This window comes from Streptomyces sp. NPDC044063 (assembly GCF_056434285.1).
In genome coordinates, this window is the sequence record NZ_JBWKFM010000001.1 from 452,608 (window position 1) to 467,999 (window position 15,392).

A 15,392-nucleotide genomic window follows, 5' to 3' on the forward strand; every position below is an offset into this window, starting at 1 on the left:
AGCCGACACCACGCACGATCTGGCGGCCGCCGGGGCGGCTCCTTCCGCTACGACCGGTACCGGTACCGGATCCGGCCGCGGGTGAGGTCGTAGGGGCTCAGCTCCACGAGCACCCGGTCGTAGGGGAGGATCTTGATGTAGTTCTTCCGGATCTTCCCGCTGATGTGGGCGAGCACCGTGTGCCCGTTCTCCAGTTCAACCTTGAAGGTGGCATTGCGAAGGCACTCGACGACAGTGCCCTCGACGTCGATGCCCCCTGCTGATTTCGTCATGCTCTCTCACTTCTTTCGTTCTGTGACCGTGCGGATGGCGCGGTGTCAGTGGCGTACGAGTTCCAAGGTGCTGGCGGCGCGCCGGGCGCCGATTCCTTCGAACAGGGCAGTGGCCGCCGCGTTGGATTCGTCCACCTCGGCCCATGCCGTGGCGGTCCCGGAGCGGTGCAGCGAACCCAGCGTGTGGGCCAGCAGCGCCCGGGCGATGCCGCGGCGGTGGCTGTCGGCCCGGACGGCGATCAGCCCGATCCGCGGCCGCTGGGGCAGCGCCGCCACCCGGATCAGTCCGACGTACCGGTCGGCCTGCCGCGCCACCGCGTACTTCGACGGGTCGACCACGGTGTCCCCCGCCGGGCGGGGCAGCACCTCGGCCGGCATCGTGCGCCAGCCGACGGAGGCCTCGACCTCGTCGCGGATGACGCGGTCCAGGGCCCGCAGCGGGCCCTGGACCGCGTCACCGGCGGGCACGATCGTCACGCCCGACGGGGCCTGCGCCGAGCCGAGGCCGGTGACCTGCGGATCGGTGGATAGGAGATAGCCCCACTCGCGGCGTGCGGTGGTGAACCCGGCCCGCTCCCAGGCGGACCTCGCGTCGTGGTCGGTTTCGTCGACGACGGTGTACAGCGGCGGCGTCGGCAGGTCCGCCAGCATCGCGCCGACGATGCGGTCGAAGACCGCGTCGTGCCATGCGTCGACGCTGACGAAGAGCCGCCCGTCGGGCCGACGCGAAGCGTCGCCGCAACCGATCACCCGGTCGTCCTCGACAGCGTGCCACTGCGTGTCGGAAACCCGCGTGACCACGGCGGCGTGGTTGCCCGCGTACGAAGGGGAATGCGAAGAATTCATTGGTGTTGCCTCTCAGGAGTGCCTTCTCTGAGGCGCTCCCGGCGACACCTACGTCAATCGCCCACCGTGACGAAAAGGGGGAGCACCCACATGGATACAGCCTTCATGGGTCTCACCTCCTCGTTCTCTTGCACGGCTGACCGGACGGTATCAGGCGGGGGCCGGTCGCCCCAACCCATTTATCTCCGGTGGTTCACCCGGCCATCAGAGCCGTGGCGATGAGCAGGATCGCGGTCATCTGGCACAACGCGCCCGCGTGGACGCAGCGGTGCTTGGCGGTGGCGATGTGGGCGACGGCGACGAGTTCGCCGATCAGAGGGGTGAGGGGGTCCCGGGCGGTGTCGGCGAGCGCTTGGCGCAGCGCGCGGGCGTCGGGTGCCCGGGGGATGTCCGCGAAGTAGGCGAGCGGGTGTCCCCGCCGCCAGGGGCTGCGCAGGCGGCGGGGGGTGATGGCGGCGAGCAGGAGGATCACGGCGGCGGTCCAGACGATGCAACCGGTCCACCACAGCGATTGGGCGGGGGCGGACAGCACGACGGGGCGCCAAGGGCGGCCGGCGAGGACGGTGACGGTGATGCCGACGGCCGCGGCCGCCACGGTGAGGAGGGTGGCCGCCTTGGTGTCGGCCTGGCCGATCTCCCTCCGGCTCTCCGCCAGGAGCCGGAGTGCGAGGTCGGTGGTGATGCCGGCCGGCGGAGAGGGCGGTGAGGGCGGAGTTGCCGGAGGGAGGACTGCCGTCATGGCGCTTCCTATGGTGTGAGGAGACGGGCGTCGTCGGGTCGGCCCGATGCGGCGGCGCTCTCCTGTATGAGGAGGCGCAGCCGTTCGCTGCCGTCGTGATCGGCGGTCAGCTCGGGCAGCAGCCGCTCGGCCAGGTACTGGCGAGAGGGCTTGTGCGTCCGGGCGCAGGCCAGCCAGGTGTCCAGCAACTCCCGGACGTCGTCGGCACTGTCAGGGGCGCCGAGCACTTCGGCCCACAGCTCGCGGACCTGGTCGCGGGTCCGCCGCGGTACGCCGGGCCGGTCGTCGGCCAGCAGGGCGAGCAGGGAGACGCCCATGAGCGTGTCCTCGTCGGCGTCGGCGGTGTGGTTGACGCGCAGGAAGAGCGTGAGGCCCAGGCGTCGCCACCGTGCCTGGTCCTCCTCGCTCCGCTCGCCGGCTTCGCCGCTGCCGAACACCCACGAGTGCAGGTGCTCGGTCACCGTCCGGATGGCGGGGGCGTCGCCCACCTCGGCGATCCACCACAGGGCGTCGCCGCACTCGCCGAGCACATCCGACTCGTCGCCCTGGGCCTCGCCGTCGTCCTGGCCCTCGCCCTGGCCGTCACCCTCGTCCGCGCCTTCGGGCTCGTCCTCGTTCTCGTCCTCGGCCGCGTCGTCCGGCATGGTCGCTCGCAGCGCGTTCTCGACGACGGTCAGAGCCTCGGCCGGCGTGCGGGCGCCGAGCGTGTCGGTGCGGCTGCTGTAGGCGTGCACCGCGGCCCAGCACAGTTCCGGTTCCGGGCCGCTGCTCCAGCCGGCGAGCGCGTCGTGCACGTCGTCGGCCGACGTGTCGTACTCCGCCAGGTAGTTCATCGCCGTGGCGGCGATCCGGCGGGCCGACTCGTCCGAGGACATCGCCCATACGGTCAGCAGGTCGTCCAAGACGCCGGGGAAGTCCACCAGGCCGAGGAGCATCGCTCCCTCCGCCACGGCGTCCTCCCCCGGCACCACCTGGCTCAGCGGGATGGGATTGTCCTCGTCGTCGTACGCCAGCGCGTCCAGCCATTCGAGCAACGGAGTACGGGTCTCGGGATGCTGCCACCACACCTGCCCCAGCACGTGCAGGCGGTCGTCCTCGTCGTACATGCGGACGACGGGCCGCTCGGCGCCGTCGAACCGTGTCCCGTCGGACTCGCCCAGGAAGGCGTGCGCCAGCCCCAGCAGCCTGCTCATCCGCTCCGGGTCGAACACCGGCCGGCCCACGGCCGCGCCGGGTTGCTCGACGGCGTACAACCCTTCCGCGAGCCGGTCACCGCACTGGATCAGCAGCGGATACGGCGCGGGGCCCAGGAGCGACAGGGCGACCAGGAACGCCTTGTCCCACAGCGAGACATCGGCGTTGCCCAGGGCGGACGAGACCCGGCGCCGGTCGGCCTCGGAGTCGAAGTTCTCCAGCTCCTCCTCCGACACCGTGCCGCGCCGGTAGTCGACCAGGAGCTGGGCGTACGCGGGGCATTCGCGCGGCACCGGCGGGGAGGCGAGGAAACGGTCGGTCGCCGCCAGCTCCATCAGCTCCGAGCCGAAGGATCGGTAGTCGTCGTCGCCGAGCAGGCACTCGAGGTGCCGGGCGAGCACGTCGTAAGGCGGCGCGGGCTCCCAGTCCACCGGCTCCACGCCGCCGAGGCGGACGTTGTGGTCGACGACGAGCACGAGGTACTGCTCGTTCTCGAGCAACCGCGAGGCCGTCGTCTCCAGAGCGCCGCGGCTCAGTACGCGGCCGTGCGACGCGACGGGCAGGATGAAGCCGCCCGTCCTCGATTCCCGGTCGGGAATCCTCTCCGGTTCCGTCGTCTCCGCGAGGCGGTACACGTCGGAGCCGGCCACCTCGGCGAGCATCCTGGCCGCGGCCGTGGAGCGGCCGGTACCGGGCTGCCCGCGCAGCACCACGTAACGCTGCGCGATCAGCTGCTGGAGCGCCGTGGCATGCTGCGGACCGGGTACGTACACGCGCTCCAGCTGCTCCAGCCGCTCCGGGGGCACCCTGCCGGCCTGCGGCAGCGTGGTGTCGGCGGGCCCGTGGTAGTGGTGGTGTTGCGCCGCCGCGTGGAAGTTGTTGGTCAGCGTGCCGACATGGCCACCACTGACCTGGGCTCCCCTGACCTTCTGCGAGAGGTCCTGGTGGCCGGCCGCCGCCCGCTGTCGTCTGCGCTGGGCCAGGGAACGGCGCCCCGAGGCCTGCTGTCGGTCCATGCGTGTGATCTCCTGTGGCCTTCGCGCCCTCAGCCGTTGAAGTTGTTGGTGAGGGTGTCGACGTGACCGCCGCTGACCTGGGCCCCCTTGACGTGGAACACGCCCGCGTCGCCCGGCGCCGCCGGGTCCGCCGTCCGCGCGGGCCGAGCCGCCGCATCCGGTCCGGACCCGGAGGACTCGCCCCCCTGCCCCCGTCTGTCCGGTGCGTAGACCCAGCCGGTCAGCACCCGGCTGCCGTTCTTGGCCGGGACGACCACCTGCTGGAACGCCTCCCGGTCGACGCCCTTGTGCCCCGGCCACACCGCGTCGTCGTACACGCTCTCCGAGACGCACAGGACGAAGTCGGTCCCCGGTCCGGCCCCACGCAGGGCCGACCTGAGCGGATCGCTGTCGAGCAGGCGGAAGGCCGAGTTCAGGGTGGAGCCGACCACATCGTTCTCCTCCTCGATGACCGTGCCCCGGTGCAGCACGGTCCGCAGCCGCACGGGGGCGCCGTGGCCGTGGTTCTGCCGGCGGTGGGCCAGCTCCTCGGGCAGGGTGATGAGCAACTGCCGTAACAGCGCGGGCAGCCGGACGGCCGGGTCCACCAGGACGAACAGCCCGTCACCCCGGTACTCCGTCCGGCACGCGGCCTCATCGGCGCCCGACTCCTCGAGGAGCGCGCTCACGACGTCGTACAAGGTCTGCCGGATCGCCTGCTGACCGGCGTCGTGGTGACGCTGCGAGTCCTCGATGTCGAACAGGAGCATGGTCCGCCGGGCCGGTACGGCCATCATCAACAACCTCCGTGACGCAAAGCCGCCGCGCATGGCCGTGTGTACGGGCCATGGGAACGGGCTGATCGGTGCTGCACTTGTGTTCGGTTCAGGATGCCGGACGGCGGCCGTGAAAACCACGACCGATGGCGTGTTCGGCCGGCCGCATTGCACACGCCAGCCGCACTGCACACGGAGGACAGATGGAGCACACCTTCACCGACCGCCACGCCTACATCGACCGGCTCGACGAGCAGGCCCGTCGGCGACTGCTCGCGATGGGCACGGCCAGAACCTACGCGGCCGGCGACGTGTTACTCCACGAGAACGACACCTCCCGCCACGTCCTCCTCGTCCACGAGGGCTACCTGAAGATCACACTCTGCGCCGACAACGGCCGCAGCATCCTGCTCGCCCTGCGCGGCCCCGGAAGCGTCGTCGGGGAACTCGCCGCCATCGACGGCCGCCCCCGCCTGGCCCGCGTCACCGCCGCCGACGCCGTACGGGCGGTGACCATCCCCGCCGACGACTTCGTGCGCTACTTACGGGACACCCCGGGCGCCGCCCTCGCCCTGCTGGGCACCGTCGCCGACCGGCTGCGGACCTCCGACCACCGGCGCCTGGACGCCGCCGCCCACACCGTCCACCAGCGCCTGGCGCTGCTCCTGCTCGATCTCATCCCCGTCGGCTCCGAGGCCTCCCCGGTCCGCCCGATCCCGCTGTCACAGGCCGAACTCGCCGACCACCTCGGCACCTCCTTGCGTTCGGTCGCCCGCGCCCTGGAACAGCTGCGCGCCGACGGCGCCGTGACCACCCGGCGCCGCGGGATCACGGTCCTGTCGTATGACGCCCTCACCGACGCCGCACACGACGACGGCGACCACAACGGACCATCCCGCATGTCCCGTCCGTGAACGCGCCATTTGTCGTAGTGGCCTCCGTCCCCTCACCGGCAGGCTGTGAACACGCCGGCGCCACGGCATCGCACCAACGGCGCGGGCAACTCCCCGAACCACAGTCGCAGTCACAGCCACAGTCACAGCCGCAGGCCCTGCCTGTGCAGACGATGGAGGACACCATGAAGCGAACCGGAAGGCAGCGCGCGGTTCTCGCGCTGGCAGCACTCGCCCTGGCGGGTTCCACGGTCGCCACCACGGCCGCCACCGCTTCCGCCGCGCCTTCGGCGGGCACGTCGGTCACCAGCGCGACCGTCGCCCCGCCGAGCACCGACGACCTCTCCCTCCCCGGCCAGTCGTCGCTCTACCGCGGCGGCTACATGCAGGCGGGCAACACCAAGATCATCCTCCAGGACGACGGAAACCTGGTGCTCTACTGCGGGAGCCAGGGGCTGTGGCAGGCATCGAACACCTGGCCCAACGGCTACAGAGCGACCATGCAGGGCGACGGAAACTTCGTCGTCTACGACTCCAGCGGCCGCGCCCTGTGGGCTTCGGGCACCGACGGCAACCCGGGTGCCTACCTCCAGGTCCAGAACGACGGCAACCTGGTGATCTACCGGCCCGGCGGGCAGCCGATCTGGAGCACCAACACCGGCGGCCGCTGCTCCTGAAGCACACGATGACGAGTGGCCTGTGCGCGCGGGAGTGCACAGGGCGCTGCACGTCAGCCGGGCGGAGGTGCTCTCCGCCCGGCCCATCACTGTCAGCAGGCCGAGACAACAGCACTTTTCGAGTCAAGGAGTATTTCCATGCGTGTACCCGGAATCAAGCACGGCGCGACCCTGGCGCTGGCGACGGCGGTGCTCACCGCGACGGCCGTGGCCGGTGCGGGCACTGCCTCCGCGTCGAGCGGCGGCGGTTGCGCCGGGCCGACGTACAAGAACGTGTGCGTGAGCGACCACGGCGACGGTGCCATCGGTTCCGACGCCTACCTGAACTTTGGCAATGTGAACCCCAACTGCCAAATGCAGCAGGGTATCTTCGACAAGACCACGCGGCAGTTCCCCGTCTGGCAGACGGTCTCGTGCAAGAACGGCTACCAGCACATCGGCAACGCCCTGTCGAACCCCACCTCCGGTCATGAATACGTCGCCTTCGTTCGCATTTACTGGAACGGCGCCGGCGACTTCGAAACCCAGGACAGCCCCGTCCTGACGTACTGAGCGACGCCGCCGCTGAGGCCCGTCCTGGCGTTGAGCAGCGGCGGCCGCACCGGATCGGACTCGCCGGTTGCCGTGAACATTGGCAACCGCGGACAACACCCGGAACGGTCCGAGCGGAAGCAGCGGCTCGTACGGTGATGTCCCTGGTGTCGGACGGGCCTCGTTCACTCCGGCGACCTGTATCGGCACAGCGTCGCTTCCTGCCGACCGGACCGGACGATCACCACTTTGCACGAGCGCGATGTACCGATCGGAGCCCGTCTTGCAAGGAACTCACCAACCCCCCGCACGACGACCGCGTCGCGACGCGGCGACGGCCGTCGCCGAGCCGGACGATATCGCGGCCGTGGGTCCTCCCCGAGTGGTCATCGAGCGATCGGCACCACGGTTGTCGGCACCGTTTCCCATGGCGTTCACGGCGGATCACCTGCCCGCGAACTCCGTCCGGGGCGGGGGAGGGCGCCTGTTGCGGGGGCGCAAGGCGGAGTCGGCCCTGCTCAGTGGATTCCTCGACGCGACCGTCACGGGCCGGGGCCGGGTCGCGTTGGTCGAGGGCGGTGCGGGCAGCGGCAAGACGGCGCTGATCACCGCGGTGATGGAGGAGGCCCGGCAGCGGGGCCACCGTGTCGCCCTGGTGCAGGCGGACCACCCGGGTGATCCCCGGCTCCGGATCTCGCTGGGGCTTCCCCCGGACGCCCCGCGCGGATCCGTGGCGTGCCCGGGTGATCCGCTGAGGCGACTCGTCGGGCACCTGGGAGCCGGCCGCGATCCGCGCCCCGTGCTCGTCGTCGTGGACGACGTGCAGTGGGCCGTGCCGGACACGGTGGCGGCCTTGCGTGAACTGGCCACGGCACCGGGACTGCCCCTGGCGTTCGTCCTCGCCCGGCGGCCCGGCGATGGGAACCCCGCGGCGGACAGACTGTTCGCCGCGCTCAGGGATCTCGGCGCGGTGTCATGCGCCGTCGACGCCCTGTGCGACCGTGCGGTGTCCCAGCTCGTCGCCGATGAACTCGGGGAGCGGCCCTCGGCGGAGCTGCTCGATCTCGTCTCGGCCGCTCAGGGAGTACCCGCGACGGTCCTGACCCTGGTGAAGGCCCTTCGGGACGCCGGATGGGCGTCGACCGGCCAGGAGCGGGCGGGCGCTGTGGGACGGACCGTGCCCGGGCCCGTGCGACGGCTCGTGCTGGGACCGCTGGCCGGGCTGTCGGCCGGTTGCCGGTCCCTGCTGGACGTGGCCGCGGTCGCCGGCAGGTCCTTCGCCCTGGGGGACATCACCGCACTCTTCGGCCGGACGGCGCTGGACCTGCTGCCGGTGGTCCAGGAAGCGGTGGCCGCCGGACTCCTGGAGAGCACGAACCATCGCCTGAGGTTCCGCCACGAGCTGGTCTGGCGCTGTCTGCGCGACGAACTCCCGCCGCCCGTAAGGTCGGCGCTCCTGCGGGAGCTCGGCGGGGCGCTGATGCGCGGGGGCGAGATCCGGGCGGCGGCCGAACGACTGGCCGATGCCGTGCGCGCCGGTGAGACACGGGCTGTCGAGGACCTCGACCGTGCCGCCAGGGAACTGCTGAAGACCGACCCCCGCCGGGCCGTCGACCTGGTGAGTGCCGCGCTCGACCCGGCCACCCGCACCGCGGACCATTCCCGTCTCCAGGCCATCACCGCCCTGGGACTCGCCGCCGAGGGGCGGCTTGCCCACGCGGCGGACATCGCCCGCGACGCCCTGGCCGACGCCTGCGGTCCGACCGCCGCGGCCGACCTGCGCTACACCCTCGCCTCCGTCGACCTCATGACCGGGGACCCCACCCCGAGCGTTCCGGCGGCGGGCCGGCCGGCTCCGGCCTGGCCGGGACGGACCGGGCGGCACCGGAGCGGCATCGAGGCGTTGGGGGCCCGGTCCGCCTACCGCCCCGGAGACCTGGGGGGCACCGACGCGCGAGCGGAGACGCTGCGGGCCACGGGGGAGCCGGAGGCCGTAGCGTCGGGAGGCCTGTTGCGTGCCGTCGCCCGCTGGCACGAGGGCCTGGCCGCCGAGGCACTGACGGAGATCCGCGCGGTCCAGGACGCCACCGGCTCCGGCGCGACCGCGGGGTACTTCTGGGACGCCCGGCCGCAGCTCGCCGTGATGCTCGCGCAACTGCGTGAGCTGGACGAGGCCGAGACGGTCGTCGACGAACTCGACAAGGAGATCAGCGGCACGGACCTGCCGGCCTGGAACCCGTTGTTCCTGGCTCCGCGTGCGCTGCTCGCCCTCGTGGCCGGCGCTCTGGACGAGGCCACCGGTCACGCGGAGGCGGTGCTGGACTCCGACGGGGGCGCCCGGACCGGTGGCGCCGTGCTGCTGGCCCTGTCGGTGCGGGCCGAGGTCGCGCTGCGCCGGGGCGACCAGCACCGGGCGGCGGAGTGCGCCCGGCGCCTGCGGACGCTGACGGAGACGTCCGGCTGCGACGCGGCGGCGGGCCACGCACTGCTGACCCTGCTCAGGATCGCGGAGGCCCGAGGGGGACCGGACGCCGTGCTGCGGGAGCTCGCCGGCCTCGGGCAGGACCGGGACACGACCGTGCGGGCGGTGTCGCTGGCCGGGCCGGCCGTCCCGGCATGGCTGGCGCGGGCCGCGCGGAGCACCGGCGACCACGACCTCGCCCGGCGAGTCGTCGCGTTCGCCCGGCGGACCGCCGAGCGCAACCCCGGCATCGGCGCCCTGGCCGAGGCCGCCGCGCACGCCGATGCCGTCCTGCGCGGATCGGAGCCGGAGCTGCGGCGCGCGATGACCGGCCATCGCGATCCCTGGGCCGGGGCCCAGGCCGCGGAGGACCTGGGCCTGATGCTGCTCGCGGAGGCGCCCCGCGCCGGGGGTGACATCGCCGACGAGGATCGAACGGCCGCGGCCCGGCACCTCCAGGCCGCCCTCCGCGGCTACCGCGAGGCCGGCTCGGCCCCGGACACGGCCCGCGTCCGGAGCGTGCTGCGGAGGCTGGGCATCCGCAGCAGGCACTGGACGTACGCGGAGCGGCCCGCCACGGGCTGGGAAAGCCTCACCGACACCGAGCGGGCCGTGGCGGACCTGGTGGCGACCGGGCTGACCAACCGGGAGGCGGCACGGCAGATGTTCCTATCCCCGCACACGGTCAACCACCACCTGCGGCAGATCTTCCGGAAGCTCGGCATCGGTTCGCGTGTGGAGCTGGCCCGCATGAGGCGGGACGCGGAGGGCGAATGACCTTCGCCTGCCGGCGCGCGGGGATCGTCGGCATGACGAGGTCTGCTTCTTTCGCGAACGGTCGGTGGAGAGGGACGGGAAGCTGTGACCGATGGGGCTGAGCAGGAGGAAGAGACCGGCCCCCATGGCCAGGGCGAAGCTCCACAGGCCCATCAGCACGGCGATGCCGAGGTGGAAGGCGATGCCCAGCGGCAGGAGCACCCAGCGGGCGCGCTGTGACATCAGCGGGGAGGCCGCGAGGGCGAGTTCGAGGGCGATGGGCAGCCAGGTCAGGGCGGCGATGCCGACGGGGGAGTAGACGACGTGGTCGGTGAGGGGCCGTATCCACTCGGGGAAGCCGAAGGAGGAGTTGTTGGCCCAGTAGTACATGGCGCTGCCGTCGGCCCACTCGGTGTGCGGGAGCTTGGCCACGCTCGCCTGGAAGTACAGGAGGGCCATCTGCAGGCGGGCGATGGTCCACGCGCTCACACCGAGCAGGGCCCACAGGCGCGTGGCGCGGGACGCGGGCTCGTCCTTCGTATCGGAACGGTGCGTCTGCCAGTGCCAGCGGCGGCCGTCACCGATGGCGACGAGGGCCAGGAGCAGGGAGAGGATCCAGGTGATCTGGTCGCCGCCGTCGCCGATGGCGATGCCGGAGAAGACGCTGAAGCTGATGTAGGCGTGGGGGAGGGCGGTGAGCCGTGGCCGCCAGCCCGACGCGACGACCAGCAGGACGGCGACGCAGAGCCAGCGCAGCAGGTCGAACTGCCCGCGCGGTACGAGGCAGAAGGCGCCGCCGGCCGTCATGCCCTGGCACAGCGGGTACTCGCCGATGGTGACGACGGGCCGGAAGAGGGTCGCCGAGCTGCTGAAGGCGAGAGTGCCGGCGGTGCCGAGGGCGAGCAGGGTGCGGGCGAGGCCGAAGACGTTGCCCCAGGGCAGGGGAATGCCGCGGGCGCGGCGGGGCATCGGGGTGTTCAGCATGTGACGTCCATGGCGAGGTAGCGCTCGGGAGTGGCACGCTCGTCGACGAGGTCGCGCCAGGCCCACGGGACGGGCTTTTCCTGGACGAGTGCGACGCGCCCGCAGACGGTCGGCTCGGGCGAGGGATTCTTGACCTTCCGGGACGACCGGGCGTTCGTCAGGCAATCGGCGAGGCCGGCCTCCTCGCACTCCTTCCACTCCTTCTTCTCCGCCAGGTTGAGCAGGAGGGAGATCTCGATGCCCTGCGAGCGGGAGGCGCGGTCGAGGCCGAAGGCGTTGCGGGGGCTGGAATGCGGCGTCAGTGCCAAGGATGCCCAGTCGCCGTCCGTGGTCCGCCGGTAGGGCAGGACCTCCACGTCCCGGGGAGACTTGGTGAAGAACGCCCACCCCTGCGGTGCGACGTTGGCCACCGTGGAGCGGACCTGCTTCTGGCCGGGCAGGGAGAGCACATTCCTGGGCACGTGCACCTGCGCCACGTAGAGGACCGCCACGCTCCAGGCCAGGGTGACGGCCAGCACCGAGCGCCGGGACACGTGGACGCGGTGAGGCGCGGGGCCTTGTGCGGCTGAGCGGAGGAAGCGGCGGACTCCTGATGTCCGTTCGGGCCGTTCTCCTGCGGTGCTTCGGGCGGGTATCACGTCGTCTTCCCGGTTGTTTCGGCTGAGTTGGTGCGTGGGCCGGGCGGCCGGCGTGGCCCGGCCCACGATCAGGGGTGCGTTCTGGTGAGGACGCGCCCGGGTCAGGCGGTCTTGAGGATCTTCGTCACGGTGGCGACGGCCTCGTCGTGGCCCAGGGCGGTGGTGTCGTCCTTGGGCGCCACGCTCCAGAACCAGTTCTTGGCCTTGACGAAGTTGGCGCCGACCGCGACGGTCACGGTGACCGCGGCGGCCGCGGCCGTCACGGCGGCGGCGATGTGGACGACCGCGCCGGCGACGGCGACGAAGGTGCCGCACATCTGGCCGTTCTGGACCGGCTGGGCGGAGCTCTTGGCGCCGGTCGTCTTCACGGTCGACAGCAGCTTGGCCTGCGCGTCGTTGACGGCGGATTCGACCTTGCGCGGGTCGCCGCTGCGGGCCTTCTTGCCGAAGGCCGCGAAGAAGCCGGGGTACTTCGCGTCCACGGCGTCGGTGACGATCCGGGCCACGCGCGCGGAGTCCTTGGCGTCGCCCTTGGCGAGTTCCTTGCGCATGTCGCTGAACAGCGGGTTCTTGGCGAGCTCGGCACCGACCTCGCCCTGGCCGAAGAACAGGCCCTTGAAGACGGCCTTGCCGTCCTCGGCGGTGTTCGGGGCCGGCTTGGCGGCCGCGGCCCGCACGGTGTGTGCGTGGCCGGCGGAGCTCGGCGCCGCGGCGGCCGTGGCGCCGGTGACGCAGACCGCGGTGGCGGTCAGACCGGCGATGATGCCGGCGGTGCGCGGGTTGATCTTCATGGAGGTTCCCCCTCGGATGTGGGCCTGGCGATCCCACGGCAGGGACAGAGGGCGCCTGCCGCGGGACTCGCGATCTTCGGGCCGGAACGTTTCCATTACCGGTGGGTCAGGTCACCGTCCGGCGAGGGTTCCTTATGCGATCTTGATGACGGGGAACTACCGCCTTAACAGCGGAGGTTCAGGTTCCGTCGGCCAGGGAGACCCTGACGAGGGCGAGCACGTCATCGTCGGCCATCCCGAGGCTGCGTGCGTCGGCCACCAGCTGGTGGGCCTGGGCCGCGAGCCGGGCCCCCTCGACGGTTCGTCCCGCGGTGACGACGGCGCCCCGGCTGCGGCGCACTTCGAGCAGCCCTTCCTCGCGCAGTCGGCGATAGCCGCGGAGGACGGTGTGCATGTTGACGCCGAGGGACGCGGCGACGTCACGGGCGGAGGGCAGACGTTCGCCGGTGCGCACGGTGCCGTCGGCGATGGCGCCGCGGACACAGGCGGCGATCTGGTCACCGAGGGGGATCTGCGAGGAGGGATCGACGCGGAAAAGCACGGTCACCCTCCGGCGGCGATGCGGCGTTCGCGATCGGCGAGGGTGTTGAGGAGGGCCGCCGCGGTGGCGGCGTCGTCCACGGTCACCACGAATTCGCTCCCGGTCGTCAGCCGGGCCGAGATGGCGTCACCGGAGCGCAGCACGATGCCGCTGGCTCCGGGGCGGGCGCGGTAGCCCCAGCCGCCGAAGTCACGCACGGGGTCGACGGTGCGGTGGCCGGCTTCGGCGATCCGCCCGAGCGGCACGTTGAGGCGGGGCCAGGGTACGAGGGAGGGCGTGACGGTGATGCCACGCCGGTCCGCGGTGACGCGGGCGCCCGTCAGCAGGGCCATGGGCGCTCCGGTGATCAGGAAGAGCAGCGCCGGCACCCAGCCGGTGGTGAGCCCGACGACGAGGCCGACGGCCATCACCAGGACACCGGTGACGGTCAGCACCGGGGATCCGGCGACGCGGGTCCAGCCTGCGGCCTCGGAGTCTCCGAGCGCGAGACGCTCGGCACCGGCGGAGGGGCCGGAGACGGTCTCGGCCTCCTCGGCCTTGCCGCAGATCAGCCAGCCCACTGCCGCGTAGACCGCCGTTGCCGCGAAGGCGAGGGCGGCCTGTGTGCCGGGCAGGGTCACGGACGAGGCGTCGTCGACGTCGGTGTTGGCCAGCAGCACGGCGACGATCAGCCATCCGGTCAGTACCGCGACGGAGCCGCCGATGACGGCGAGGACGCGCTGGACACCGGGAGTCGTCCGTATCCAGTAGGCGAGTGCGCCGAAGAGCACTCCGTCGCCGATCAGTACGCCCAACGCGGTGGCGAGGAAGGCGCCTTGCCCGGAGAAGCCGTCGGCGTCACCTCCCCCTCCGAAGTGGACGGCCATCCGGTCGGCGAGTCGGTCATGGGCGGACAGGTACGTCGCCAGGACGGTGGCGGCGGCGATCAGGGGTGGTACGACCGCGACGAGGACGCGGCGGGCGCTGACGGACGCGGGCTGTGATTGCGGCGATTGCGGCATGGGACTACCTCCACTTGTTCGCCAACTAGTAGAACTACGGAGGACGGGGCGGGGAAGACGGGGCGCCTGCTTCCTGACGCGGTTCGAACGCCCCGTCGTCCGCGAGGCTCCGGCCTCTCCGGCCGGCGTGTCAGAACGGCGTCAGGGATGTGGCGCGGCGCTTGCGCCAGGCCGTCCCGGCTCCTTGAATGGTGGCCGTGAACAGCCATCTGCGCCACGACGACCGGCCGCCTCATACGGCGCCGCCCGGCAGCGCGCGTTGTTCGCTTTCCGCGCGCTGAGCGCATTTCCCTTCCGCGACACCGCGACAGCGCCCGGCGCGTTGTCGTGATGTTGTCGCACACCATCCGGCCCGTCGGCGCGCACATTCCCGTGCGCCGCCGCTGACGTCGCCTTTCGTTCGCACGGCAGCCCGCCACGAGGCGACCCCGGCTGCCGCTCTGCTCGAATTCCCGGAGTGGATTCCCATGTCTTCTGCTGTCTCGCCCGCTCCCAGGACCGTTCTGGTCACCGGTGCCACCTCCGGCATCGGCTGGGAGACCGCCCGGCTGCTCGCCGGCCGGGGGGACACGGTCATCGTGCACGCCCCCGACCAGGTCTCCGGCGACGACGCCATCGCCCGTCTGGTCGCGACCGGTGCCGACACCCTGCGCCTGCGCCTCGTCGTCGCCGACTTCTCCCGGCTGGACGAGGTACGGGCCATGGCGGCCCGCGTCGCCGAGGAGCACCCCGTCCTCGACGTCCTGGTGAACAACGCGGCCGTCGCCGCGCCCGAGCGGCGCACCGTGACCGTCGACGGCAATGAGCTCTCGTTCCAGGTCAACTTTCTGGCCGCCTACCTGCTCACCCACGAGCTCGCGGGCCCTCTTGGAGCCCGGCCGGGCGCCCGTGTCGTCAACGTCTCGTCCTCGATGCACCGCACGGCGTCCATTTCCTGGAACGACCCGCAGCGTGCCAAGCGGTACTCCCGCCTGGCCGCTTACGCCCAGTCCCAGCTCGCGCTGACGATTTTCGCCCGTGAACAGGCGCCGTGGACGTCGGTCAGTGTGCACCCGGGCGTGTGTGACACCGCACTGCTGCCGCTGTACGCGCACGAAGGTGATTCCGCCCTGCAGGGCGCCGAGCGCATCGTACGACTGTGCGACCCGGTCGCCGAGCTCGTCCCCGGCGCCTACTACGACCGCACCGCCCTGTCCCCGGCCGCGCCCGTGGCCATGGAGGAACGAACGGTGCGCCGGCTGTGCAAGCTCGCCGGCCAGCTGGTCGCCCGGACGGCCTGACCTCGTCCAAGCGCGCC

The 15,392-nt window shown here is 72.0% G+C and carries 15 protein-coding genes; 5 read left to right on the plus strand and 10 right to left on the minus strand.

Features of this window, described 5'->3' with window-relative positions:
- Positions 1 to 47 precede the first annotated feature (47 nt).
- The 5 genes from infA to AC07BS_RS02035 form a co-directional block, all read right to left on the minus strand.
- A complete protein-coding gene (gene infA, locus AC07BS_RS02015; RefSeq protein ID WP_466729178.1) occupies positions 48 to 272 on the minus strand; it encodes a translation initiation factor IF-1 in 225 nt (74 codons plus the stop codon).
- Between the two features lie 45 nt (positions 273 to 317).
- Positions 318 to 1,118, minus strand: a complete 801-nt coding sequence (locus AC07BS_RS02020; RefSeq protein ID WP_478929469.1) for a GNAT family N-acetyltransferase — start codon at positions 1,116 to 1,118, stop codon at positions 318 to 320.
- A gap of 193 nt (positions 1,119 to 1,311) precedes the next feature.
- The gene (locus AC07BS_RS02025; protein ID WP_478929471.1) at positions 1,312 to 1,857 is read right to left on the minus strand and encodes a Pycsar system effector family protein; all 546 of its coding nucleotides are present in this window, start codon (positions 1,855 to 1,857) and stop codon (positions 1,312 to 1,314) included.
- An 8-nt stretch (positions 1,858 to 1,865) separates the two neighbouring features.
- Positions 1,866 to 4,067, minus strand: coding sequence for a hypothetical protein (locus AC07BS_RS02030; protein WP_478929473.1), 2,202 nt, complete (start codon positions 4,065 to 4,067; stop codon positions 1,866 to 1,868).
- A gap of 29 nt (positions 4,068 to 4,096) precedes the next feature.
- On the minus strand, positions 4,097 to 4,843 hold the full coding sequence (locus tag AC07BS_RS02035; protein WP_478929474.1) for a hypothetical protein: 747 nt from the start codon (positions 4,841 to 4,843) through the stop codon (positions 4,097 to 4,099).
- A gap of 182 nt (positions 4,844 to 5,025) precedes the next feature.
- Between AC07BS_RS02035 and AC07BS_RS02040 the strand changes: the two genes are divergently transcribed.
- The 4 genes from AC07BS_RS02040 (at position 5,026) to AC07BS_RS02055 (ending at position 10,161) form a co-directional block, all read left to right on the plus strand.
- Positions 5,026 to 5,736 carry a Crp/Fnr family transcriptional regulator gene (locus AC07BS_RS02040; RefSeq protein ID WP_478638507.1) on the plus strand — a complete coding sequence of 237 codons (711 nt, stop codon included), beginning with the start codon at positions 5,026 to 5,028 and terminating at the stop codon, positions 5,734 to 5,736.
- 164 nt (positions 5,737 to 5,900) lie between these two features.
- On the plus strand, positions 5,901 to 6,392 hold the full coding sequence (locus tag AC07BS_RS02045) for a hypothetical protein (protein WP_478929476.1): 492 nt from the start codon (positions 5,901 to 5,903) through the stop codon (positions 6,390 to 6,392).
- Between the two features lie 138 nt (positions 6,393 to 6,530).
- Positions 6,531 to 6,944, plus strand: coding sequence for a hypothetical protein (locus AC07BS_RS02050; protein ID WP_478638504.1), 414 nt, complete (start codon positions 6,531 to 6,533; stop codon positions 6,942 to 6,944).
- 466 nt (positions 6,945 to 7,410) lie between these two features.
- On the plus strand, positions 7,411 to 10,161 hold the full coding sequence (locus AC07BS_RS02055; protein WP_478929479.1) for a helix-turn-helix transcriptional regulator: 2,751 nt from the start codon (positions 7,411 to 7,413) through the stop codon (positions 10,159 to 10,161).
- On the opposite strand, the gene AC07BS_RS02060 is transcribed toward AC07BS_RS02055, so the two are convergent.
- The 5 genes from AC07BS_RS02060 to AC07BS_RS02080 form a co-directional block, all read right to left on the minus strand.
- Positions 10,054 to 11,124: a sporulation-delaying protein SdpB family protein gene (locus tag AC07BS_RS02060; protein WP_478638501.1), complete on the minus strand. Its 1,071-nt coding sequence runs from the start codon at positions 11,122 to 11,124 to the stop codon at positions 10,054 to 10,056. The two genes, AC07BS_RS02055 and AC07BS_RS02060, sit on opposite strands and share 108 nt — an antisense overlap.
- Positions 11,118 to 11,657: an SdpA family antimicrobial peptide system protein gene (locus AC07BS_RS02065; RefSeq protein ID WP_478638499.1), complete on the minus strand. Its 540-nt coding sequence runs from the start codon at positions 11,655 to 11,657 to the stop codon at positions 11,118 to 11,120. The genes AC07BS_RS02060 and AC07BS_RS02065 overlap by 7 nt, the downstream gene beginning before the upstream one ends.
- A gap of 206 nt (positions 11,658 to 11,863) precedes the next feature.
- Positions 11,864 to 12,553, minus strand: a complete 690-nt coding sequence (locus tag AC07BS_RS02070) for a sporulation delaying protein family toxin (protein ID WP_478638497.1) — start codon at positions 12,551 to 12,553, stop codon at positions 11,864 to 11,866.
- 178 nt (positions 12,554 to 12,731) lie between these two features.
- A complete protein-coding gene (locus AC07BS_RS02075; protein WP_478929481.1) occupies positions 12,732 to 13,094 on the minus strand; it encodes a GntR family transcriptional regulator in 363 nt (120 codons plus the stop codon).
- Between the two features lie 2 nt (positions 13,095 to 13,096).
- Positions 13,097 to 14,095, minus strand: coding sequence for a hypothetical protein (locus AC07BS_RS02080; protein ID WP_478929483.1), 999 nt, complete (start codon positions 14,093 to 14,095; stop codon positions 13,097 to 13,099).
- Positions 14,096 to 14,562: 467 nt separating this feature from the next.
- Here AC07BS_RS02080 and AC07BS_RS02085 point away from each other — a divergent pair, with 467 nt between their 5' ends.
- The gene (locus AC07BS_RS02085) at positions 14,563 to 15,375 is read left to right on the plus strand and encodes an SDR family NAD(P)-dependent oxidoreductase (protein ID WP_478638491.1); all 813 of its coding nucleotides are present in this window, start codon (positions 14,563 to 14,565) and stop codon (positions 15,373 to 15,375) included.
- The last annotated feature ends 17 nt before the right edge of the window (positions 15,376 to 15,392 follow it).

Coding starts and splice junctions, on each gene's coding strand:
- infA (WP_466729178.1), bottom strand. CDS start 272: ATGACGAAATCAGCAGGGGGCATCGACGTCGAGGGCACTGTCGTCGAG.
- AC07BS_RS02020 (WP_478929469.1), bottom strand. CDS start 1,118: ATGAATTCTTCGCATTCCCCTTCGTACGCGGGCAACCACGCCGCCGTG.
- AC07BS_RS02025 (WP_478929471.1), bottom strand. CDS start 1,857: ATGACGGCAGTCCTCCCTCCGGCAACTCCGCCCTCACCGCCCTCTCCG.
- AC07BS_RS02030 (WP_478929473.1), bottom strand. CDS start 4,067: ATGGACCGACAGCAGGCCTCGGGGCGCCGTTCCCTGGCCCAGCGCAGA.
- AC07BS_RS02035 (WP_478929474.1), bottom strand. CDS start 4,843: ATGATGGCCGTACCGGCCCGGCGGACCATGCTCCTGTTCGACATCGAG.
- AC07BS_RS02040 (WP_478638507.1), top strand. CDS start 5,026: ATGGAGCACACCTTCACCGACCGCCACGCCTACATCGACCGGCTCGAC.
- AC07BS_RS02045 (WP_478929476.1), top strand. CDS start 5,901: ATGAAGCGAACCGGAAGGCAGCGCGCGGTTCTCGCGCTGGCAGCACTC.
- AC07BS_RS02050 (WP_478638504.1), top strand. CDS start 6,531: ATGCGTGTACCCGGAATCAAGCACGGCGCGACCCTGGCGCTGGCGACG.
- AC07BS_RS02060 (WP_478638501.1), bottom strand. CDS start 11,124: ATGCTGAACACCCCGATGCCCCGCCGCGCCCGCGGCATTCCCCTGCCC.
- AC07BS_RS02070 (WP_478638497.1), bottom strand. CDS start 12,553: ATGAAGATCAACCCGCGCACCGCCGGCATCATCGCCGGTCTGACCGCC.
- AC07BS_RS02080 (WP_478929483.1), bottom strand. CDS start 14,095: ATGCCGCAATCGCCGCAATCACAGCCCGCGTCCGTCAGCGCCCGCCGC.
- AC07BS_RS02085 (WP_478638491.1), top strand. CDS start 14,563: ATGTCTTCTGCTGTCTCGCCCGCTCCCAGGACCGTTCTGGTCACCGGT.